This window comes from Nocardia asteroides, from assembly GCF_021183625.1.
GTDB classification, from domain to species: Bacteria; Actinomycetota; Actinomycetes; order Mycobacteriales; family Mycobacteriaceae; genus Nocardia; species Nocardia asteroides_A.
Genome location: NZ_CP089214.1, coordinates 1,943,691 through 1,964,487, shown reverse-complemented (window position 1 = coordinate 1,964,487; position 20,797 = coordinate 1,943,691). Strand labels below are relative to the sequence as shown.

The following is a 20,797-nucleotide window of genomic DNA, read 5'->3' as shown; positions in this document are numbered from 1 at the left end:
TTCAGAGGTTGCTGACCGCGCCTTCGGCGGCGTCGGCCCACTCGCGCCACTGCTTGGCCTGCTCCAGGGCCCGCTCGGCATCCCGCTTCTTGCCAGCGGCCTGCGCCTTGGCGGCCTGCTCCTCGAACTGCTGCACCCGCTCGCGGAACTGCGCCGCACGGGCGACCGCCTCCGGATCGCTGCGCCGCCACTGGGCGTCGACCGCCTCGCGCACCTTCTTCTCGATGGCGCGCAGCTTGCCCTCCAGGTCCTGCATCCGCTCGCGCGGCACCTTGCCCAGCGCGTCCCACTTCTCCTGCAGGTCGCGCAGCGCGGCGCGGGCGGTCTCCAGGTCGGTGGCGGGGTCGATGTTCGCGTGCGTGCGGAGCAGCTCCTCCTTGGCGGTGGCGTTGTGCTCGAACTCCGCGTCCCGCTCGGAGGCGGCGGAGTTGCGCGCCGCGAAGAAGACATCCTGCGCGCTCTTGAACCGCCGCCACAGCGCCTCGTCCGCCTCGCGCGGCGCCCGGCCCGCGGCCTTCCAGTCGTTGAGCAGGTCGCGGAAGACGGCGGCGGTGCCGACCCAGTCGGTGGAGCCGGAGAGCGCCTCGGCCTGCACGCACAGCTCCTCCTTGCGCGTCTTGGCGGTGGCGCGCTCGCGGTCGAGCTCGGCGAAGTGCGCGCCGCGGCGGCGGTTGAAGGATTCCCGCGCCTTGGAGTAGCGGCGCCACAGCGCGTCGTCCACCTTGCGGTCGACGCCGCGGATGGTCTTCCACTCGTCCAGGATCTCGCGCAGCCGATCGCCCGCGGACTTCCACTGGGTGGATTCGGCGGCGATCTTCTCCGCCTCGGCGGCCAGCGCCTCCTTGCGCTCGGTGTGCTCGTGCCGGGCGCGCTCCTTCTCCTCGCGGGCGTGCGCGGCGGCTTCCTCGGAGTGCTCGGCGATGGCGGCGAGCCGGGCGGCGAGGCCGTCGACGTCACCGATCACGGCGGCGCTCGGCAGCGACTCGGCCAGCGCGACGGCGGCGGCCCTGGTCTTGCGGGCGTCGGCGCCGGCGGCGAGCCTGGCCTCCAGCAGCGCGACCTCGGTCGCCAGGTCGTCGAAGCGGCGGCCGAAGTGCGCCAGCCCCTCGGCGGCGTCACCGGCCTGCCAGGAGCCGATCTGACGCTCGCCGTCGGCGGTCCGCACCCAGGCGGTGCCGTCCTCGTCGACCCGGCCCCACTTGCTCGGGTCGCTGACGGCGGGGACCACGACGGGATGCGGATGCTGGGCGGCGGGGCCGGGAGCGGGCTTGACGGCGTGCGGCTTCGGGGGACGGGGGACGGCGCCGCCGGGCTTGGGCGCACCGGACGGGTGCGGTGCCTGCGCGGGGCGGCCGGCGTCGGCGGTTCCGTTGGTGTCGGTCATTGCTCCTCGTCCCTGCCGCGCGTCACGGCTGCCTGATTACGCCCTGGCTCACCCCATTCAACCCGGTGCGAGCCCTCGAGACCATTCGATCCACGCCCCCGCGAAGGGGACCACCAGGTCGCCCGACCCGTGGTGACCTGGGTTGTCGCTTCCCGAACACTATCAATGTCCGGGGGTTTTGCGGCAGAGACACTCGAACCCGCGGCGGCCGCCGGACAACCGGCGGCTACCGTTGTCGGGGTGTTCTCCGTCGCGGCTCTGATGCCCGCGCCACCCGTCCTCGTTCCCGAGTTGTGCGGTGCCGCGGCCGAACCGGGCGTGCCCGCGCTGCGGGCGGCGGTGCTCGACGTACTCGGCGCCCTGGCGGCGGAATCCGGCAGCTGGACGGTGCTCGGCACCGGGCGGGGCCGGTACGGCCCGGAGACCGTCGGCACCTTCCGCGGCTACGGCGCCGAGCTCCGGGTCGCGCTCGGCCCGGATGCCGTCGCCGAACCGGATCCCGAGCTCGAACTGCCGGTGCTGATCGCGGGCTGGGCCCGCGGCGCCGTCGCCCCCGGCGGGAACGCCGAGGTCCGGCTGCTGCCCGAGGAGACGTCGGCGCGCGAGGCGGTGGTATTCGGCGCCCGGCTGCGTGCCGAACTCGACGCGACGCCGGAACCGCGCGGCGTGCTGGTGATCGCCGACGGCGCCGCCACCCTCACCACCGCGTCCCCCGGCTACCTGGACGAACGCGCCCCCGCGGTGCAGCGCGCGCTGGACACCGCGCTCGCCACCGGCGACCGGGCGGCGCTGCTCGAGCTGGACCCCGCGCTCTGCGCCGACCTCGTGCTCCGCGGCCGCGCGGTCTACCAGGCGCTGGCCGGGCTCTTCGGCCGGGACGGCGCCGTCGCGGCGGAGACCCGCTTCCAGGACGCGCCGTTCGGGGTCGGGTACCACGCCGGGCTGTGGCGGCCCGGGTGAGCGCACCGGTAGCGGTGATCGGCCCCACCGCCACCGGCAAGTCCGACCTCGGGCTGTACCTGGCCGAGCAGCTCGGCGGCGAGATCGTGAACATCGACGCCATGCAGCTGTATCGGGGGATGGATATCGGCACCGCCAAACTGGCGCCCGCCGAGCGCCGCGGCATCCCGCACCACCAGCTCGACGTCCTGGAGGTCACCGCGACCGCGACGGTCGCCGCGTACCAGGCCGCGGCCGCCGCCGACGTCGAGGCGATCCGGGCGCGCGGGCGGGTGCCGGTGATCGTCGGCGGCTCCATGATGTACGTGCAGGCGCTGCTCGACCAGTGGCGGTTCCCGGCCACCGACCCGGAGGTGCGGGCCAGGTGGGAGGGGGTCCTGGCGGAGCGGGGGCTCGCCGCGGTGCACGCGGCGCTGCGCGCGGCCGACCCGGTGGCCGCCGACACCATCCTGCCCACCGACGGCAGGCGCATGGTGCGCGCGCTGGAGGTGGTCGAGCTGACCGGTCGCCCGTTCGCCGCGTCCGCGCCGGTGATCGGCGCCCCGCGCTGGAACACGCTGCTGCTCGGCGTGGACCGGGAGACCGCCGAGCTGGACGCCAGGATCGAGCTCCGCACCGCGCACATGTTCGAGGCCGGGCTGGTCGACGAGGTGCGCGGGCTGCTCGACCGCGGGCTGCGCGACGGGGTGACCGCGCGCCGCGCCATCGGATACGCACAAGTCCTCGCGCACCTCGATGACGAATACGACCTGAACCACGCGGTCGAGCGCACGCTGATCGGTACCAGGCGGTATGTGCGCAGGCAGCGCTCGTGGTTCCGCCGCGACCCGCGGGTGCACTGGCTGGACGGCGCCGACCCGGCGCTGCGGACGGCCGCGCTGGCGGCGGTGGCCGCGCACGCGGCGGGCGAACCGGCAGGCACGGGAAAGGAACGTTCAGCGCAGTGAGCCGATCAGCGCGGCCGCGCACGGCCTCGGTCCAGGTGTGGCAGGGGTATCTGACGAACCGCGGCAAGCGGCTGCGCGACGGCCGCTTCCTGGTGCACGGCGTCCGGCCGATCACCCGCGCGCTGGCCTGCGGCTGGCCGCTGGAGACGCTCGTCTACCGGCTCGGCGGGCCCGAGCTCTCCGGCTGGGCGCGCGAGGTGCTCGACACCAGCCGGTTGCCCCGGGTCGGGCTGGTGCCCGAGCTCATGGCCGAGCTCGGCGATGGCGTGCCCGAGCTGGTCGCGGTCGCCGTCTCCCGCCCCGGCGAACTCGACGATTTCGCGCCCGGCGTGCCCGGTGGCCCGCCGCCGGTGGTGCTGGTCGCCGACCGCCCCGACTCGCCGGACGTGCTCGGCGCCCTCATCCGCACCGCCGACGCCTTCGGCGCGGCCGGGGTGGTGATCACCGGCCCCGGCGCCGACCACCACGACCCGCGCACCGTGCGCGCCTCCACCGGCTCGCTCTTCGCCGTCCCGGTCTTCCGCGCGGGCGGCGCCGCCCAGGTGCTCACCTTCGCCGAGCGCCAGCGCCGCCGTGGCATCCCCACCCGCGTCGTGCTGCCAGGCACCACCGGAACACCGGTCGACGAGTACCCGTTCGACCAGGCGGCGGTGGTCGTCGTCGGCGACGAGCGCGGCACCTGGCCCGGCACCGACCAGCTCACCGTCCCCGGCGCCGCCGACACCATCGGCGCCGCCGCCACCGCCACCGTCGCCCTGTACGAAATAGCCAGACAGCGACATCAGGACTACCGTCCCCAGCACAGCAAATGACCCCCGTCCGGGTTCGCGGCCCGTCCCGCGCTCGGGCGTCCGAAGCGCAAGCGGCGAAGCCGCAAGTCTCGGACGCCCGATCGCGGGACCCCCAAGGGCCGCGAACCCAGTCCGCGCCAGCGGACAGAGAACACAGGAGCTTTTAGTTGGATGCGGTCGAGTTCAGCAAGGGGCACGGCACCGAGAACGACTTCGTGGTGCTGCCGGATCCGGAAGCGGTGCTCGAGCTGACCGCGTCGAAGGTCGCGGCGCTGTGCGATCGTCGCGCCGGGATCGGCGCCGACGGGGTGCTCCGGGTCGCCAAGGCCGGGAAACTGCTGGACGCGGGGGTGCTCGACGCGCTTCCCGAGGGCGTCGCGAGCGACGACTGGTTCATGGACTACCGCAACGGCGACGGCTCGATCGCGGAGATGTGCGGGAACGGCGTGCGGGTGTTCGCGCACTACCTGGCGGCCGCGGGCTGGGAACCGCGCACCGACTACGTGGTCGGCAGCCGGGCCGGCGCCAAGCCGGTGACCGTGCACAGCGGGGACGCGGTGCACGGCGAGGTGACGGTGGCGATGGGGCTGGTCCGCGAGCTGGGCCCGTCCACCGCGTCGCTCGCGGGCTGGGCCTACCCCGGCATCGGCATCGATGTCGGCAACCCGCACCTGGCCTGCATCGCCGCCGACCTCTCCGGCGACGACCTGGCCAAACTCGACCTCACCGTGCCCCCCGGCTACGACCCCGACCTCTTCCCGCAGGGCGTGAACATCGAATTCGTCACCCCGCTCCCGCCCGGCGCGGAACCCGCCGTCGACATGCGCGTCTTCGAGCGCGGCGTCGGCGAGACCCGCTCCTGCGGCACCGGCACCGTCGCGGCCGCCGCCGCGGTGCTGCACCGGGAGGGCTTCCGGATCGCCGAGGACTCCGGCGAGGTGCGGGTGCGGGTGCCCGGCGGCGCCGTCTCGGTCCGGCTCGCGGGCGGTCAGGCGTGGCTGCGCGGACCGTCGGTGCTGCTCGCGCACGGGCGGCTCGCGGGCGAGTGGTGGCTCGAGCACTGAGCGTCCGGGTGAATATCACGGTGCGCCGCTCGCCGCAGAGTGGCAGCATGGAGAGCGTATGAAAAAATCTGACAGGTTCCCGCTCCCGGTGACGTTCGAGGACGCCTTCGACATCGAGCCCGCTGCTGCCGATGCCGCCGCCGAGTCCGCCGCCACCGACTCCGACGACACGCTCGCCCGGCACGCCGAGCGCATGGCCCGCACCGGCTGGTCCGCCGACCCGACCGTCGGCGAGCTGCAGCTCGACGAGCGCAGCTCGCTGCGCCGGGTGGCCGGGCTCTCCACCGAGCTCACCGACATCACCGAGGTCGAGTACCGGCAGCTGCGCCTGGAGCGCGTCGTGCTGGTCGGGGTCTGGACCGAGGGCAGCGCCGCGGCCGCCGACGCCTCGATGGCCGAGCTGGCCGCGCTCGCCGAGACCGCGGGCTCGGAGGTGCTGCAGGCGCTGATCCAGCGCCGCGACCGCCCCGACCCGGCCACCTACATCGGCTCCGGCAAGGCCGAGGAGCTGCGCGCCGTGGTGCTGGAGACCGGCGCCGACACCGTCATCTGCGACGGTGAGCTGACCCCCGCGCAGCTGACCGCGCTGGAGAAGGTGGCCAAGGTCAAGGTGGTCGACCGGACCGCGCTGATCCTGGACATCTTCGCCCAGCACGCCACCTCGAGGGAGGGCAAGGCGCAGGTCACGCTGGCGCAGATGGAGTACATGCTGCCGCGGCTGCGCGGCTGGGGCGAGTCCATGTCCCGGCAGGCCGGTGGCCGTGCGGGCAGCAACGGCGGCGTGGGGCTGCGCGGGCCGGGTGAGACCAAGATCGAGACCGATCGCCGCCGGATCCGCGAGCGGATGGCCAAGCTGCGCAGGCAGATCCGCGAGATGAAGACCGCGCGCGACACCATGCGCGCCCGCCGGGTGAACGGCGGGGTGCCCGCCGTCGCCATCGTCGGCTACACCAACGCGGGCAAGTCCAGCCTGATGAACGCGCTCACCGACGCCGGACTCCTGGTGCAGGACGCGCTCTTCGCCACCCTCGACCCCACCACGCGGCGGGCCGCGCTCGACGACGGCCGCGAGATCGTGGTCACCGACACCGTCGGGTTCGTCCGGCACCTGCCGACCCAGCTGGTCGAGGCGTTCCGCTCGACGCTGGAGGAGGTCACCGCCGCCGACCTGCTGCTGCACGTGGTCGACGGCGCCGACCCGCTGCCCGCCGGGCAGATCGAGGCGGTGCGCGAGGTGATCACCGACGTGGTCAAGGATTCCGGCGTCCCGGCGCCGCCGGAGTTGCTGGTGGTCAACAAGATCGACGCGGTGGACGAGCTGGCGCTGGCCCGGCTGCGGGCCCAGCTGCCGGACGCGGTCTTCGTCTCCGCCGCCACCGGCGCGGGCATGGCGGCGCTGCGCGAGCGGGTCGCCACCCTGCTCGGCGGGCTGGACGTGGACGTCACCGTGCTGCTGCCCTACACCAGGGGTGATCTGCTGGCCCGGGTGCACGCCGAGGGCCGGATCCTGGCCACCGAGCACGAGGAGGGCGGTACCCGGGTGCGCGCCAGGGTACCGCACGCGCTCGCCGCGGCCTTGACCCCGTTCGCCGGATCCGCGCCGGAGCGGTAGGGCCGAACGGCACTCCCGCTGCGGGGCAGTGGTTTCGGGCGCATCCGCTGGGGTAGCCAGGATGCTGCCGGGTGGTTAGGCTGAGCGGCGTCGCATCGCCCAGCAGGAGGACAACCCATGTCGCAGCACCGTTCGGGCGGGGCTTCACCGGTGGCGCCGCGCTCCGGCGCCACCGCTTCCGGCACGCTCACCGATGGTGCGCCGCTCCGGGTTTCGCCGAGCGGTATCGAGATGCGGCTGCTGGACGCGGTTCTCGCGCCGCTGCGGGCGTGGTCGAGCCCGCGCTTCTACGGCCTGGAGAACATCCCGGCCGACGGCCCGGTGCTGCTGGTCGGTAACCACAACCTGCTCGGCGGCATCGATGCCCCGCTGTTGCTGCCCGAGGTGCTGCGCCGCCGCGGCAGGCTCATCCGCGGCCTCGCGGAGAACGTGCTCATGGCGGTGCCCGGGGTGCGGCACGTGCTGCACCGCTACGGCGTCGTCCGCGGGACGCGGGCGAACTGCCTGGCGCTGCTCGCCAAGGGGGAGGCGGTGATCGTCTTCCCCGGCGGGAGCAGGGAGGCGGCCCGCCGCAAGAACGAGAAGTACATGCTCAAGTGGGACGGCCGCACCGGCTTCGCGCGGATGGCGATCGAGGCGGGGGCGCCGATCGTCCCGGTCGCCATGATCGGCATCGACGACGCCTTCGACATCGTGCTCGACGCCGACCACCCGGTCATGCGCCCGGTGCGCTGGGCCGCGCGGGCGCTCGGGCTGCCCGCCGGGCTGATCCCGCCGGTGGTGCGCGGCATCGGCCCCACCGTCGTGCCGCGCCCGGAGCGGTTCTACTTCGCCGTTGGCGCGCCCATCGACCCGGCGCCCTGGCGCGGCGCCCCCGATGTGGCATCCGCCGCCACCGAGCTGGCCGACGTGGTCCGCAAGGGGCTGGAGGAGGAGCTGCGCTTCCTCTTCGCCGAGCGCGAGCGGGACAGCGGGCGCGGCCTGGTCGGCCGGGTCAAGGGGCTGCTCCGCCGCCGCTGAGCGACACCGCCGCTGATCGACGCCACCGCGGAGCGACGCCACCGCTGATCGACGCCACCGCGGAGCGACGCCACCGCGGAGCGACGCCACCGCGGAGCGACGCCACCGCTGATGCGACCGCACGCGGCGCGGTGTCGAACGATGCCGCCGCGCCGCGCCCGCCGCCGAGGTTTGCCGAGAATTGCTGATACTCACCGACCGGGCTGGTCGCGGGGCTGGTGGAGGTATCGATTTCGGGTGTGAAGTGAACAGCCATTCTCATTGCGGGTACCGTGTGAGGCAACGACCGCCGGGGTGGCCCGGCCGGTGCCGCACAAGGAGGTAGGCGTGGAGCGCACACTGTTCGAACCCGAGCACGATCTGTTCCGGGAGTCGTTCCGCAAGTTTCTCGATCAGCACGTCGCGCCGAACCACGCGAAGTGGGAGGAGCAGGGCCTCGTCGACCGCGACGTCTGGCTGGAGGCCGGAAAGCAGGGCTTCCTCGGCATGGCCGTGCCGGAGGAGTACGGCGGCGGCGGGGTCAAGGACTTCCGTTACAACGCGGTGGTCACCGAGGAGGCCGTGCGCGGCCTGTACAGCGGCCTCGGCTTCGGGCTGCACAACGACGTCATCGCGCCGTACCTGCTGGAGCTGGCGAACGAGGAGCAGAAGCAGCGCTGGCTGCCCGGCTTCTGTTCCGGCGAGATCATCACCGCGATCGCCATGACCGAGCCGGGCACCGGCTCCGACCTGCAGGGCATCAAGACCAAGGCGGTCCGCGACGGCGACGACTGGATCCTGAACGGCGCCAAGACCTTCATCACCAACGGCATCAACGCCGACATCGTGATCGTGGTCGCGCAGACCGACCCCGCCAAGGGCGCCATGGGCTTCAGCCTGCTGGTGGTGGAGCGCGGCATGGCGGGCTTCGAGCGCGGCCGCAACCTGGACAAGATCGGGCTCAAGGCGCAGGACACCGCCGAGCTCAGCTTCACCGACGTCCGGGTGCCCGGCAAGAACCTGCTCGGCACCGAGGGCATGGGCTTCATCCACCTCATGCAGAACCTGCCGCAGGAGCGACTCTCCATCGCCGTCATGGCGGCGGGCGCCATGGAGGCGTGCCTGGAGATGACCATCCAGTACGTGCGCGACCGCAAGGCGTTCGGCAAGCCGATCGGCGCCCTGCAGAACACCCGCTTCGTGCTGGCCGAGCTGGCCACAAAGACCACCGCGGTGCGCGTCCTCGTCGACCGCTTCGTGCAGGACCTGAACGACGGCAAGCTCTCCGCCGAGGACGCCGCCATGGCCAAGTGGTGGAGCACCGAGGAGCAGCTCGACCTGATCAACCGCTGCGTCCAGCTGCACGGCGGGTACGGCTACATGAAGGAGTACCCGATCGCTCGCGCCTACCTGGACGCGCGCATCCAGACGATCTACGGCGGCACCACCGAGATCATGAAGGAGATCATCGGGCGGTCGCTGAAGCTGTCCTGAGCACCACCGCGCTCGCCCCCTGCCCCCGCCGGGCCGGGGGCTTTCGCGTTCAGCCGCCGAAGTGGTGGTGTACCGCCTCGACGTTGTTGCCGTCCGGGTCGCGGAGGAAGACCGCGTAGTAGCCGGGGTGGTACTCCGGCCAGAGCCGGGGCTCGTGCAGGATCTCGGCGCCGTCGGCGACGGCGGCCTCGTGCACCGCGTGCACGGCGTCCCTGGAGTCCGCGGTGAGCGCGACATGTACCGGGCGGTGGCCGTGGTCGACGCGCGGGCCGAGCCAGAGGTGCGGGAAGCCGTCCGGGCCGCCGAGACCGACGACCGTGCCCTCGGGGCGGTCGACGCGCATGGCCTCGCGCACCCCGAGCGCGGCGAAGACCCGGGTGTAGAAGGCGGCGGCTCGATCCGGGTCGGCGCACTGCAGGGCGAGGTGATCGAGCATCCGCCAACGGTAGCCGGTGCGCGGCGGGTGCGGGGGGACCCCGCGTGGCCGTTTTCCAGCGAAACCCGGCACGTCCGGCGGGGCGCGGAGGGGACGCCGTCGGCCAGAGTGGGGGATGCCCCGCGTCACTGTGCGGGGCGGTCGAGAACGGCGGAAGGTCGGGAGAATGCGCCGCACGGTGACAGGTGGTCCGGTCGAGGCCGGAGTGATCGTGGAGCCGGCCCGGCTCCTCCCGCGCGACACGCCGCGGCCCTGATGGAACGGGACGCGCTCGCGGTCGTCCCCGAGGCCGCCCCGGCCGGGCCGAGGCCGGCGCGCGCGAATGCCTTCCGCGCGCTGCGCTCGGTGCCGTTCCGGTGGTATTTCGGCGGGCAGATCGCCTCGGCCAGCGGCACCTTCGTGCAGACGACGGCGATCGGCTGGCTGGTGCTCGGGATCACCGGCTCGCCCGCCTCGCTCGGGCTCGTGCTGGCCGCGAGCGGGGTCCCGCCGCTGCTCTTCGGCCCGTGGGGCGGGGTGGTCGCGGACCGGGTGGACCTGCGGAAGCTGCTGATCGGCACCCAGGCGGCGTCGGCGGTGCTCGCGGTGGCGCTCTGGCTGGCGGCGGCGAGCGGGCACGCCGACGTCCCGCTGGTGATCGCGGTGACGGTGCTCGGCGGCGTGGTGCAGATCGTGGACAGCCCGGCGCGGCAGGCGTTCGTCGCCCGGCTGGTGCCGCCCGCCGACCTGGCGAGCGCGGCGAGCGTCAACGGGGTGGTGATGAACAGCGCGCGGGTGGTCGGGCCCGCGCTGGCCGGGGTGCTGATCGCGACCATCGGCACCACGCCCTGCTTCGCGGTCAACGCCGTCTCGTACCTGGCGGTGATCGGCGCGCTGTTCGCCATCCGGCCGCTGGCGGTACCGGCCGCGGCCACCAAGACCCCGCAGGGGGTGGCGGCCGGGCTGCGCTACGCCCGCACCAGGCAGCAGCTCTGGCTGCCGCTGGTGATGATGGCGCTGGTCGGGCTGCTCGCCTTCAACTTCGCGGTCATCCTGCCGGTGCTGGCGAAGGACACCTTCCACGGCACCGGCGGCACCTACGGGCTGCTCTCCACCATGCTCAGCGTCGGCTCGGTGGCGGGGTCGCTCGCGGTCGGGCTGGTGCGGCACCCGCGGCGGGTGTACCTGGTGGCGGCGGCAACGGCCTTCGGCGTGTGTCTGGCGGCGACCGCGGTGGCGCCGAACCTCGCCATCGCCTGCGTGGCGCTGGTGGCGACCGGGATCGCGGCGTTCTGCTTCGTCACGCTGGCCTCGACCGCGCTGCAGCTGCACTCCGACCCGGCCTACCGGGGGCGGATCATGGCGCTCTGGGTCTTCGTCTACCTCGGCACCACCCCGATCGGCAGCCCGCTCACCGGCTGGATCTGCGATGCCGCCGGGCCGCGGGCCGCGCTGCTGGTCGGCGCGGCGGCGTGCCTGGTGGCGGCGGGGATCGCGGCGCGGGTCCGGACCCCGCCGCACCCGGACGACGACCCGCCCGCACCGGCCCCGGCGCGCTGACCGGCCGGGCTCCCCGGCCCCGGCTCGTCGGAGCGGCCGGTTTCCGGCAGGATCGACGGCATCATGACCGAGCAGATCCCGGCACCGAGCCGCCGCGCCGCCGCCGTGCGGCTCGGCGTTCTCGTGCTGTTCCTCGCGGTGCTCTTCTACCTGGTCGCGGTGCGGCAGGCGATCGATATCGAGGCGGTGCGCGAGCTGGTCCGCGCCGCCGGGCCGGTCGCGCCGCTGGTCTTCGTCCCGGTCTCGGCGCTGCTCGCGGCGATCTTCGTGCCGGGGACGCTGCTCGCCGCCACCAGCGGACTCCTCTTCGGGCCGCTGGTCGGCACCGTCGTGACGCTGTTCTCCGCCGTCGGCACCGCGATGATCACCAGCCTGCTCGGCAGGCGCGCGGGGCGGGCGAGCGCGCGCGGGCTGATCGGCGCCGAGCGGTCGGACCGGATCGACGCGCAGATCGCCCGCGGCGGGCTGTGGGCGGTGGTCGGGCAGCGCTTCGTCCCCGGCATCTCCGATGCCTTGGCCTCGTACGTGTTCGGCGCCTTCGGCGTCCCGCTCTGGCAGATGGTGGCCGGGTCGTTCATCGGCTCGGCGCCGCGCGCCTTCGTCTACACGGCGCTCGGCGCCTCCATCGGCGAGTTCTCGGCGCCGCTCGCCTACACCGCGATCGGGGTCTGGTGCGTCACGGCGGTGCTGGGCGTCTTCGCGGCACACCGCGGGTACCGGATGTGGCGGCACCGGCCACGCCCGGAGCCTGCCGCCGAGCCGCCCGTGCCAAGCTGAACCCATGACCGACGAACGTTTCGAGGTGCGGCGGCAGATCGCCGCCGCACCCGAGCAGATCTTCGCCCTGCTCTGCTCCCCGGCCGGGCACGTGACCATCGACAGCTCCGGCATGCTGCAATCCGCGGAGGGCGAGCCGGTGCGCGCGGCCGGTGACCGGTTCGTGGTGCACATGGACCGCGAATCGCTCAACGACTTCCCGATGGGCAAGTACGACGTCACGGTGATCATCACCGAGTTCGAGCCGGACGCCCACCTCGAGTGGACCATCTCCGGGCAGATCCAGCCGCCGATCGAGCACCGCTACGGCTACTTCCTCGAGCCGAGCGAGATCGGCACGCTGGTCACCTCGTACTACGACTGGAGCAATATCGCGGAGAAGTACCGGAAGCACGATCTCTTCCCGGTGATCCCGGAGTCCGCCCTACGCGCCACCCTCGGCATTCTGGCGCGCACCGTCGAGCACTAGCGCCGGTTCCCGCTGCGCGGCGTGCAGGTTGCGGATGACCTCGCGGGCCAGCGCGTTGTTGCCGACGCCGCCGATCACCGCGCCGATCCCGGCCGGGATCACCTTGCCGAAGGCCAGCGCGCCGCGCTTCACCAGGAACTGCACCACGAAGCGCTTCACCGGGCCCTCGGACATCTTCGAGATCACCGGCAGCCGGTTGGCCAGCGCGGTGTCCCACTGCTTGGCCGAGCGGCCCGCGGTGCCGAGCGCCTTGGCACCGGCGCCGCCCAGGATCACCGCCGAGACCAGCGGCCCGCGCACGGTGCCGGTGGAGCGCTCCGACACCTCCTTGGCGCCGACCACGAACACCGTGGACGCCTCCAGGAACAGCAGCGTGTCGGCGCCCGCCGCGGCCAGCCCGATCAGCGTGCCGACGCCGGGTACCGCCGCGCTCAGCCCGGCCGCCACGCCGCTGGCCGTCACCGTCACCAGGTAGTGCTTCTCGATCCGGCGCACCAGCTGGTCCGGCGTCTCCTCCGGGTGCCTGTCGCGCACGAATCCGGCGTAGCGGGCCACCAGGGGCGTCTGCACCTCCGCCGCCCGGTCCAGTACCGCGACGACACCCTTGTCCAGGAACTTCTGCAGCACGCAGCTCGCCTCTCCCGTTCGTTCACCGGTCCGTCACCGGCGCGATCAGCCTAGGGGTACCCGGCGCGCGGCCCGATTCACGCTCAGCTCTCGGCGGCCTCGGCGCTGACCGGGCGGACGGTGCCGTCCGGCAGCGTCTGGTCGCCGGCGAGCGCGGTCACCCGGCCGTCCGCCCGGCAGCCGGTGACCCGCAGGTCCAGCGCCGTGCCCGCCGGGTTGCCGTGCTGATCGGTATCGAGCCGCACCCGCAGCGCGAAACCGGCCTCGCCCGCGGCGACCGTGCTCCAGCTGCCGTGCAGTGCGCCGGTGCCGGTGCGCAGCGCGGCGGTCTCCTGGTCGAGGGTGAACTCGCCGGTCGGCTCCGCGGCCGAGGTCTCCACCCGGTAGGTGACGCCCTGGTAGTCCGCGCCGCTGACCCCGCAGGGCGGCTCGGCGGCCTGCACCGTGAGCGGCAGCAGGGCGACGGTGCACGCCACCAGGGCGGTCACGCCGACGGCGGGTGCGAGCAGCGCGGGCACCTTCCTCGTTCCTGGCATGGGGGAGACCTCCGTGTCGCGGGTGGCGGCGTGCGCCGCCCGTGTCCGCAGGCTTAACCCCTCGTCCGCGTCCTCAAACGCGGTCGTCGTAGACCAGGGTGTAGCGCCAGAACAGCCGGCGCCGGATCCGCGCGCCCGGCAACTCCGCGGCGGCCGCCGCCCGGATCTCGGCCAGCGTCTCCCGCGGCTCGGCGATCGGGGCCCGCATGTGCCGCGGTGGCTCGGTGGCGCGGGCGGGGTGCTTCAGCACGCCGATGAGCGGGTTGAGCAGGACGGCGGGGAGCCGGGTGAGGGCGTCGCCGATGGTGACGTCGCGGTGGAGGCCGACAACGACGAGTCTGCCGCCGGGCGCGAGGCTCTCGCGCAGGGCGCGCAGCGTGGCGTCGAGCGGGAGGTGGTGCAGTACCGCGACCAGGGTGATGGCGTCCCAGCGGGTTTCCCGATCGCGGTCGGCGAAGTCGATGGGCAGAATGCGGACGGCGGGGTCGTCGCGGAAGCGGTGCGCGGCGACGGCCGCCGTCTCCGGATCGCGCTCCAGCCCGGTGACGGCGCAGTGGTCGCGCAGCCGGGCGACGAGATTGCCGGTGCCGCAGCCGATGTCGAGGACGCGGCGGGCACCGGATCCGCGGACCCGGCGGACCACCCAGCCGGCGTAGTGGTCGTTGTGGCTCCAGGGATGCGCGCGGTTCAGCTCGGACAGCACCCGCGCCACCCTAGCCGGAGATAGTTTGCTGAAAGTGTGCTAACCGACGGGCCGCGGATCTAGACTCGCCGGATGGCGGATCCGGATGTGCTCGTCGTCGGCGCTGGACCGGTCGGGCTGGCCGCGGCGGTGGAGCTGGCGCGGCGCGGGGTGCGCTGCCGGGTGCTGGAGCAGCTGCCCGAGCGGCCCCGGTTCGCCAAGGCGGTCGGGGTGCAGCCGCGCACGCTGGAGGTGTTCGAGGGGATGGGGGTGTTGCGCGAGACCCTGGACGCCGCGGTGCGCATGCGGGGGCAGCTCGTGTACGCGGACGGCGCCGAGGTGGCGCGGCTCGATCTGGAGCCGCCGCCGGACATTCCGTACGGCTTCGCGGCGCTGCCGCAGTACGAGACCGAGCGGGTGCTCGGCGAGCGGCTGGTGCGGTGCGGGGTCCGGGTGGAGTACGGGACCGCGCTGGTCTCCTTCGCGCAGGACGACACCGGCGTCACCGCGGTGCTGCGCGGGCCGGACGGCGAGCGGACCGTCCGGGCCGGCTACCTGGTCGGTGCGGACGGCGCGCACAGCGCCGTGCGCAAGGGGCTCGGGCTGACCTTCGAGGGCGCGGCCTTCGCCGAGCAGTACATGCTCGGCGACGTGGAGCTGGACTGGACCGCGCCGTCCGGCTACGGCGTGCGGTCGAGCCGCGGCGCGGACGTGCTGGTCTGCATCCCGCTGCCTGGACACCGCCGGTACCGGGTCTCCATGCTGGCGCCGGAGGAGCTCGCCGTGCCGGTGACCGACGGCGTGGCGCACGGCATGGAGGGCGACCGGGCGCCGGAGCTGCACCACATCCAGGCGGTGCTCGACCGGCTCGCCCCCGAGCCCGCGACCGCGCGGAACCTGCGCTGGTCGTCGGTGTTCCGGATCAGCCACCGGATCGTGGACAGCTACGGCACCGGGCGGGTCTTCGTCGCGGGCGACGCCGCGCACATCCACCCGCCCACCGGGGCGCAGGGGATGAACACCGGCATCCAGGACGCGCACAACCTCGGCTGGAAGCTGGCGCTCGCCGTCGCCGGGGTGGCCGGGGTCGAGCTGCTCGGCAGTTACGACGCCGAGCGCAGGCCCGTCGGGGAGGAGGTGGTGGGGCGCACGGTGCGGCACGCCAGGGAGGGGATCGGGGCGGGGGATCCGGAGCGGATACTGCGTCGCGAGGCGCAGTTGCTGCTCGATTACCGGGATAGTCCGATCGTGCTGTCGTCGGCGCTGGGCGGGGTGGCGGCGGGGCGGCGCGCGCCGGACGCGTCGGGGCTCACCCGGGAGCTCGTGCAGTTTCCGATCCGGCTCTTCTCGCTGCTCGCCGGGGCGGGCCACACGCTGCTGCTGTACGCAGGCGGGGAGCAGGGGCCGGAGTGGTTCGCCGCGCTCGAACGGGTGGCGGACGACGCGCGGCGGGCCGCGCACGGGCAGCTCGACGTGTACCTGGTGGCGGGGCCGGAGACGCCGGTCGCCACGGTGCTCCCGGTGATCCGGGACAGCGCGGGCGATTTCGCGCGCACCTACGCGGCCGAGGACGCCGCCTACCTGGTCCGCCCGGACGGTTACCTCGCCTACGTCGGCGTCCCCGAGGAAGTCCCGCGCGCCCTCGCCGCCACTTTCGCGGCACCCGCGGAGGTTTGAGCGCAGCTGCTCCGCACCGCGGCGCAGCACGGCACGGCGGCGAGTGCTCGTGCCCGCTGCGCGGTACCGCCCGTGACGACTACCCGTCGGCGGGAACCCGGTGCTTCGCGAGGTGGCTGAGCACCGCGTGATTCGCCTCCCACCCGTCCGGGAACTTGACCGGCACCCCCAGGTGCACCGGCTCGGCGGAGGGATGCGAGTCGAGGAGCTCGGGAATCCCGGCCCGCCCGACCATCACGCAGGCGTGCCGGTGCCGGGAGGCGAGCACGCAGAGCCGCCCGGCCTCCAGGTGGAAGGCGCCTGCGTCGCGGCGGCCGGAGAGCGGGTGCAGCACGACGGTGAGGTCGTACTCGCGCCCCTGCAGCCGGTTCGCGGTGTCCACCGTGACCCCGTCGGCGACCGTGCCGCGCAGCGCGTTGCGCACCGCCTCGGCCTGGTCGCGGTGCGCGGTGCCGATCGCCACCCGCTCCGCGGTGACCGGCCGCGAGCCCTGCTCGGAGTGCGCGGTGGCGGCCCGCTCCAGCACCCGGCGGGTGATGTCGGCGACCGCGCGCACCGCCGCGCTGTCGGTGCGCAGCGTATGCCGCCGCGGCAGCTCGTACCAGCCCCAGCCGTGCTCGGCGGCCTCGTCCAGCACCAGGTCGACGGGGGTGCGCAGGCCGCGCGCGGCGAACTCCAGCCGCCGGTCGGCGCTGCCCGTTCCCGCCCGGAACGGGGTGAACGGGTAGAACGCCGCCGACACCACCGGTGCGGCGGAGGCGGAGAGCCGCCAGGAGACCGGAAGCGTGTGCGGCACGATCTCCGGGTTGTTGGTGAGCATGACCGCGACCGCGCTGGTCGTCGGGTCCCAGCCGAGCCCGGCCCAGCGCCCGGTGTCGACGGTGGCGAAGGGGTCGAGCTGGCCGGGGTCGCCGACGAAGAGCCCGCGCTCGAAGCGGTTCGCGATGCGCAGCAGCATGTCCGAGCGCATCTGGTACGCCTCGTCGATGATGGCGTGCTCCCAGCGCCCGTCGTCGATGGTGGCCCACTTGGCCGCGGTGCCGATCAGCACCGTGCGGTCGTCCAGGTCGGCGATCTTCTGTCGCGACACCACGTTCGGGTGCCGGATGCGCGCGGACTCGGTGTAGCTCTGGCTCGACACCCGGCCGATCGCCAGCGCCGGGTCGGCGGTGGCGAGCCGCTCGATCAGGTCGTCGACCTGCTCGTTGGTCTGCGCCACGATCATGTGCGGGCGGCCGGACTCGGCCAGCTGCCGCGCGGCACGCACCACAAGGGTGGATTTGCCCGCGCCCGGCGGCGAGTCGACCACGACGGCCCGGCCGGTGCCGCCGGCCAGGTCGGCGAGGATGCCGGTGACGGCGGATTCCGCGGCGGCGGAGAGATTTTCGGTCACAGCTCCTCGAAGGTGTCCGCGGTGGGCAGCCACTCCGGCGGCGGGCCGCCGTGCGTCCACGGCGTCTCCTCCCGGCTCGGCAGCGAGGTGGGCCGGGACGACCCGGCGGGGGAGAAGCGGGCGAAGCCGACCGCGGTGCCGACCCCGGGCACGGTGCCGGGCTCGGCGACCAGCTTGCGGCCCATCCCGCCGGAGAGCTCCAGCAGGACGGTGTCGCCGTCGACCTCGAGCACCTCGCCCGACTGCTTGGGGTAGCCGATATTGCACAGCTTCTCGCCGGGCACCGGGACGAACGGGTCGCTGCTCCGCACCCGGAGGGCAGGGCGGAGCACCTTCTTGCTCTTGCCCTCCGGCACGGTGACCCGGGCGGGGTCGGCGTCGACGACGGTGCCGTGGAAGGCCGCGCCCGCCAGCCGGTGCTCCAGCATGAGCCGCGGGTCGTCGAAGGCGCGCTCGGCCTCGTACCGCTCCAGCGCGCGCTCCCGGTCCAGCAGCCTGCGCACCGCCGAGACCGCGGAGTCGCGGCGCGGCTGCGGCACCCCCTCCGGGACCGTGCCGAGGAAGTAGCTGAACGCGCCGATGTCGTCGTTCCAGCGCCCGGGCACGTGCGCGCCCTCCGGCAGCGCGCGCAGCAGGTTCAGCCCCTGCCAGAGCAGCTGCCAGGTCGGCTCCAGCTGGCGCAGCAGGGCGCGGCGCAGCCGCTGCTCGGCGGTGACCTTCGCCGCGCCCTCCGGCGCCTCGTCGTAGCCGGTGATCAGTGGCGCCAGCTCCTCGTTGTCGAAGCCGGGGTCGGTGGCCGGGCCCGCGGGCGGAACGGCGAGCGGATCCTCGGCGCGCGCGGCGGCCTCGGCGCCGGAGCGCCCCGGCGGCGGCGCGATCCAGCCGAGCAGCGCGGCCAGGTTGGCATCCTCCAGCGCGGACTGGCCGCTCGCCCAGTGCGCGGCGAGCACCGAGGTCATCGGCAGCAGCACCGCCGAGCCCGGGTGCTCGGCGCGGTCGCAGAACCAGGTGAGCCAGCGGCCGAGCAGCGGGACCTCCGGCGGCACCGGGTTCTCGCCCTCGGTGCGGTGGAAGCGGACCGAGCGCCCGAGCAGCCGCAGGAATTCGATCCCGGCGGCGTTCGGCGTCCACAGCTGCGGGGCGTCCAGGCAGCGGGTGTAGGTCTCGCCCGCCTTCGTGGTCTTCTCCTCGACCTCGACGGTGTGCTCGGCGACGTAGGGCAGCACGATCTCGGCCAGCTGCGCGATGAAGCGCAGCCGCAGCACCCGGTCGCGCGGCTGCGGCACGACGAGCAGCCGCGGCTCGTCCGCCGCGGTGCCCGCCAGCAGCGCGAGCGGCGCCGCGGCCTCGCCAGCCAGCTTCAGCGGGACCAGCACCAGCGGCCGCCGGGCCAGGTGCGTGTGGCAGACCCCGGCGATCGGCTGCGCGCGCCCGGCGCGCACCGCCTCCAGCCTGGCCAGCGCGGTCAGCACGCTCACCCGGCGATCTCCAGCCGCATCCGCCGCGCCTGCCGGAGCAGCCGGGCGATGTCGTCGAATTCGGCGGGTGGCTCGACCGAGCCGTCGGCGAGGCCGAGCACGGTGGCGATGTCCTCCAATCCGCCCAGGTCGTCGCAGACGCCGCGGCCGAGCACGTCCACCGTTCCCTCCTGCCTGGCCTCGGCGCGGCAGGCGAAGGCGAGCTCGCAACTCGCCATGCACTCCGGGGTGTAGCGCGCGTCGATTCCGGCGACGGTGCGGGCCAGCTCGGGCCCCGGCTCGAAGCTGACGCCGTCGGGCAGCTGGTCGAGCAGCTGCTCGATCGAGGTCAGCCGGGAGAGCTGGCGGCCGACCACCGCGATCTGCTTGCGCAGGTCGACCAGGGCGGCGGTGGGGCGGTTGGTGAAGTCGTTGGTGCAGACCAGGATGCCGTTGTGCGAGACCAGCGCGTCCGGGTCCTCGCCGAGGTCGGCGATGAGCTCGCGCAGCGCGATCACGTACACCGCCGACTGCCTGGCCGCCGCCGCCACCTGCGCCGGGTCGGCCTGGCCGTCCACCACCGCGAAGGACTTGATCTCCACCACGTGGAATTGGCCGCCGAGCCGCAGCGCCACCACGTCCGGCTCCAGATACGCGGTGGCCCCGGCGATGTCGAGGCGGAGCAGCGGATGGTCGAAGAGCGTGCCCTCGCCGGTGACGACGGCGTGGTCGAAGAGCTGCCGTGTCCGGCGGTAGCGCACCGCGTTCGCGGTGTTGTCGCCGACCGAGGCGAGGTCGTAGTACTCGACCTCGGGGACGCTGAGCTCCAGCTCGGTGCGGAGCAGCGCGAGCAGCTCGGCGCAGCCGTTCGCCTTCACCATCGCCTCGAAGGCATTGCCCCTGGTGATGGCGAATTGGGACTGGCCGAAGCGGGGCGGGAAGCCGAGTTCCCGCGCGATCACGGTCTTGTCCACCGCGGCGGCGTCGAGCAGGGCGCGCCGCGCGCAGCCGGGGTTCGCGGTGAGCGCCGCGATGGTGCGGGCATTGTGCCTGCACCCGGTCGCGGTGCCGCGCAGCCGGTCCAAGCGTGCCGGGAGCGGAGTGGTCACCCGGCCTCCTTTCGTCGCGTTCCGGTCACAGCCAGGCGGACGCCGAACAGCTGTGCCGTGTCGTCGAGTTGCGCGCTCGCCCGCTCGGCGGCGCGCAGCCGGTGCGCGGCGTCGTCGGCGCGGTGCACGGCCAGTTCCCGGCCCGCGGACTCGACGACCCGCTCGAGGTCGATCGCGTCCGGGGCGCCGCGCACTCCCGGCACCGAGACGGCCAGCTTCCACACCACCCGCCTGGCGTCCGGCCCCGGGTCGGGGAGCGCGGCGAGGTGCTCGGCGAGCCGGATGGTCGCGGTCAGCAGGTCGACGCGCGGGCTGAGCGGCCCGACCACGCGCCGTTCGGTGGGCCAGCTGCTCACCGCGAGCAGCCCGCGCGCGGGCGCGAGCAGGTCGGCGTTGAGCGCCGAGCAGATGTAGTACGGCCGGGCCAGCGGCGCGGCCCGGAAGGAGCGCTCCTCGTCCCGGCGCAGGCTGGTCAGCCTGGCGGCGACCAGGTCGCCGGAGAAGAAGGCGTCGTGCACCGCGAGCACCAGTTTCGGCGCGGCGGGCGCGCCGAGCAGGGTGAGCGCCCGGTGCACGTGCTCGCGCACCGGGACCGCGGGGACGATCTCGCGGACCGGCTCGGCGCCCGGTTGCAGCCCGAGCACGGCGTCGTCCCAGTCGTTCTCCGCGCGGCGCAGCTCCGCGCGCAGTTGCCGGGCCGTGGCGCGATCACCCGCGGCGACCGCGCGCCGAACCGCAGCGCGCAGTTCCGCGATGCGATCCTCGAGTTGCTCGGCATTGTCCGGCACACTGCCGGACTGTAATCAGAACTTCCAGTGAAGTCCAGTATCTTCCAGTATTCGCG

Annotated in this window: 20 protein-coding genes; 11 read left to right on the top strand and 9 right to left on the bottom strand. The window is 74.0% G+C overall.

The features are described 5' to 3' along the window. Position 1: 1 nt before the first annotated feature. Complete coding sequence (locus LTT61_RS09520) at positions 2 to 1,384, bottom strand: DUF349 domain-containing protein (RefSeq protein ID WP_233019569.1); 1,383 nt, start codon at positions 1,382 to 1,384, stop codon at positions 2 to 4. Between the two features lie 240 nt (positions 1,385 to 1,624). Here LTT61_RS09520 and LTT61_RS09515 point away from each other — a divergent pair, with 240 nt between their 5' ends. The 7 genes from LTT61_RS09515 (at position 1,625) to LTT61_RS09485 (ending at position 9,251) form a co-directional block, all read left to right on the top strand. Next, complete coding sequence (locus tag LTT61_RS09515) at positions 1,625 to 2,344, top strand: hypothetical protein (protein WP_233019568.1); 720 nt, start codon at positions 1,625 to 1,627, stop codon at positions 2,342 to 2,344. Further along, positions 2,341 to 3,291, top strand: a complete 951-nt coding sequence (gene miaA / locus LTT61_RS09510; protein WP_233019567.1) for a tRNA (adenosine(37)-N6)-dimethylallyltransferase MiaA — start codon at positions 2,341 to 2,343, stop codon at positions 3,289 to 3,291. The genes LTT61_RS09515 and miaA overlap by 4 nt, the downstream gene beginning before the upstream one ends. Then, positions 3,288 to 4,103: a TrmH family RNA methyltransferase gene (locus LTT61_RS09505; protein WP_233019566.1), complete on the top strand. Its 816-nt coding sequence runs from the start codon at positions 3,288 to 3,290 to the stop codon at positions 4,101 to 4,103. The genes miaA and LTT61_RS09505 overlap by 4 nt, the downstream gene beginning before the upstream one ends. A gap of 146 nt (positions 4,104 to 4,249) precedes the next feature. Then, positions 4,250 to 5,146 carry a diaminopimelate epimerase gene (gene dapF / locus LTT61_RS09500; protein WP_233019565.1) on the top strand — a complete coding sequence of 299 codons (897 nt, stop codon included), beginning with the start codon at positions 4,250 to 4,252 and terminating at the stop codon, positions 5,144 to 5,146. Positions 5,147 to 5,339: 193 nt separating this feature from the next. Then, positions 5,340 to 6,758: a GTPase HflX gene (gene hflX / locus LTT61_RS09495; protein WP_233020931.1), complete on the top strand. Its 1,419-nt coding sequence runs from the start codon at positions 5,340 to 5,342 to the stop codon at positions 6,756 to 6,758. A gap of 117 nt (positions 6,759 to 6,875) precedes the next feature. Beyond that, entirely contained in the window at positions 6,876 to 7,778 is a 903-nt protein-coding gene (locus tag LTT61_RS09490) for a lysophospholipid acyltransferase family protein (RefSeq protein ID WP_233019564.1), read from the top strand. A gap of 327 nt (positions 7,779 to 8,105) precedes the next feature. Then, complete coding sequence (locus LTT61_RS09485; protein ID WP_233019563.1) at positions 8,106 to 9,251, top strand: acyl-CoA dehydrogenase family protein; 1,146 nt, start codon at positions 8,106 to 8,108, stop codon at positions 9,249 to 9,251. 49 nt (positions 9,252 to 9,300) lie between these two features. On the opposite strand, the gene LTT61_RS09480 is transcribed toward LTT61_RS09485, so the two are convergent. Further along, positions 9,301 to 9,687, bottom strand: a complete 387-nt coding sequence (locus tag LTT61_RS09480; RefSeq protein ID WP_233019562.1) for a VOC family protein — start codon at positions 9,685 to 9,687, stop codon at positions 9,301 to 9,303. Positions 9,688 to 9,942: 255 nt separating this feature from the next. Between LTT61_RS09480 and LTT61_RS09475 the strand changes: the two genes are divergently transcribed. The 3 genes from LTT61_RS09475 to LTT61_RS09465 all read left to right on the top strand — a co-directional run bounded on the left by LTT61_RS09475 (position 9,943) and on the right by LTT61_RS09465 (position 12,472). Continuing rightward, positions 9,943 to 11,226, top strand: coding sequence for an MFS transporter (locus tag LTT61_RS09475; protein WP_233019561.1), 1,284 nt, complete (start codon positions 9,943 to 9,945; stop codon positions 11,224 to 11,226). 63 nt (positions 11,227 to 11,289) lie between these two features. After that, complete coding sequence (locus tag LTT61_RS09470) at positions 11,290 to 12,003, top strand: TVP38/TMEM64 family protein (protein WP_233019560.1); 714 nt, start codon at positions 11,290 to 11,292, stop codon at positions 12,001 to 12,003. Between the two features lie 4 nt (positions 12,004 to 12,007). Further along, entirely contained in the window at positions 12,008 to 12,472 is a 465-nt protein-coding gene (locus LTT61_RS09465; protein ID WP_233019559.1) for a polyketide cyclase, read from the top strand. On the opposite strand, the gene LTT61_RS09460 is transcribed toward LTT61_RS09465, so the two are convergent. The 3 genes from LTT61_RS09460 to LTT61_RS09450 form a co-directional block, all read right to left on the bottom strand. Then, the gene (locus tag LTT61_RS09460; protein ID WP_233019558.1) at positions 12,428 to 13,099 is read right to left on the bottom strand and encodes a hypothetical protein; all 672 of its coding nucleotides are present in this window, start codon (positions 13,097 to 13,099) and stop codon (positions 12,428 to 12,430) included. The genes LTT61_RS09465 and LTT61_RS09460 overlap by 45 nt on opposite strands. A gap of 83 nt (positions 13,100 to 13,182) precedes the next feature. After that, positions 13,183 to 13,635, bottom strand: a complete 453-nt coding sequence (locus LTT61_RS09455) for a hypothetical protein (protein WP_233019557.1) — start codon at positions 13,633 to 13,635, stop codon at positions 13,183 to 13,185. 73 nt (positions 13,636 to 13,708) lie between these two features. After that, a complete protein-coding gene (locus LTT61_RS09450; protein ID WP_233019556.1) occupies positions 13,709 to 14,338 on the bottom strand; it encodes a class I SAM-dependent methyltransferase in 630 nt (209 codons plus the stop codon). 72 nt (positions 14,339 to 14,410) lie between these two features. Between LTT61_RS09450 and LTT61_RS09445 the strand changes: the two genes are divergently transcribed. Further along, complete coding sequence (locus tag LTT61_RS09445) at positions 14,411 to 15,994, top strand: FAD-dependent monooxygenase (protein WP_233019555.1); 1,584 nt, start codon at positions 14,411 to 14,413, stop codon at positions 15,992 to 15,994. Between the two features lie 79 nt (positions 15,995 to 16,073). Here LTT61_RS09445 and LTT61_RS09440 read toward each other — a convergent pair whose 3' ends face one another. Genes LTT61_RS09440 through LTT61_RS09425 form a run of 4 tightly spaced genes read right to left on the bottom strand, consistent with a single transcriptional unit; the run spans position 16,074 to position 20,741 of the window. Next, positions 16,074 to 17,387 (bottom strand): AAA domain-containing protein, encoded by a 1,314-nt coding sequence (locus LTT61_RS09440; protein ID WP_233019554.1) that lies wholly within the window; start codon positions 17,385 to 17,387, stop codon positions 16,074 to 16,076. Further along, complete coding sequence (locus LTT61_RS09435) at positions 17,384 to 18,865, bottom strand: hypothetical protein (RefSeq protein ID WP_233019553.1); 1,482 nt, start codon at positions 18,863 to 18,865, stop codon at positions 17,384 to 17,386. Before LTT61_RS09435 ends, LTT61_RS09440 begins: the two co-directional genes overlap by 4 nt. Next, entirely contained in the window at positions 18,862 to 19,953 is a 1,092-nt protein-coding gene (locus LTT61_RS09430) for a hypothetical protein (protein WP_233019552.1), read from the bottom strand. Before LTT61_RS09430 ends, LTT61_RS09435 begins: the two co-directional genes overlap by 4 nt. Continuing rightward, positions 19,950 to 20,741 (bottom strand): hypothetical protein, encoded by a 792-nt coding sequence (locus LTT61_RS09425; protein WP_233019551.1) that lies wholly within the window; start codon positions 20,739 to 20,741, stop codon positions 19,950 to 19,952. Before LTT61_RS09425 ends, LTT61_RS09430 begins: the two co-directional genes overlap by 4 nt. Positions 20,742 to 20,797 lie beyond the last annotated feature (56 nt).

Excerpts from the sequence above, each read along its gene's own strand:
- LTT61_RS09520 (WP_233019569.1), bottom strand. The coding sequence starts at position 1,384 with ATGACCGACACCAACGGAACCGCCGACGCCGGCCGCCCCGCGCAGGCA.
- hflX (WP_233020931.1), top strand. The coding sequence starts at position 5,340 with ATGGCCCGCACCGGCTGGTCCGCCGACCCGACCGTCGGCGAGCTGCAG.
- LTT61_RS09490 (WP_233019564.1), top strand. The coding sequence starts at position 6,876 with ATGTCGCAGCACCGTTCGGGCGGGGCTTCACCGGTGGCGCCGCGCTCC.
- LTT61_RS09480 (WP_233019562.1), bottom strand. The coding sequence starts at position 9,687 with ATGCTCGATCACCTCGCCCTGCAGTGCGCCGACCCGGATCGAGCCGCC.
- LTT61_RS09475 (WP_233019561.1), top strand. The coding sequence starts at position 9,943 with ATGGAACGGGACGCGCTCGCGGTCGTCCCCGAGGCCGCCCCGGCCGGG.
- LTT61_RS09470 (WP_233019560.1), top strand. The coding sequence starts at position 11,290 with ATGACCGAGCAGATCCCGGCACCGAGCCGCCGCGCCGCCGCCGTGCGG.
- LTT61_RS09465 (WP_233019559.1), top strand. The coding sequence starts at position 12,008 with ATGACCGACGAACGTTTCGAGGTGCGGCGGCAGATCGCCGCCGCACCC.
- LTT61_RS09455 (WP_233019557.1), bottom strand. The coding sequence starts at position 13,635 with ATGCCAGGAACGAGGAAGGTGCCCGCGCTGCTCGCACCCGCCGTCGGC.
- LTT61_RS09445 (WP_233019555.1), top strand. The coding sequence starts at position 14,411 with ATGGCGGATCCGGATGTGCTCGTCGTCGGCGCTGGACCGGTCGGGCTG.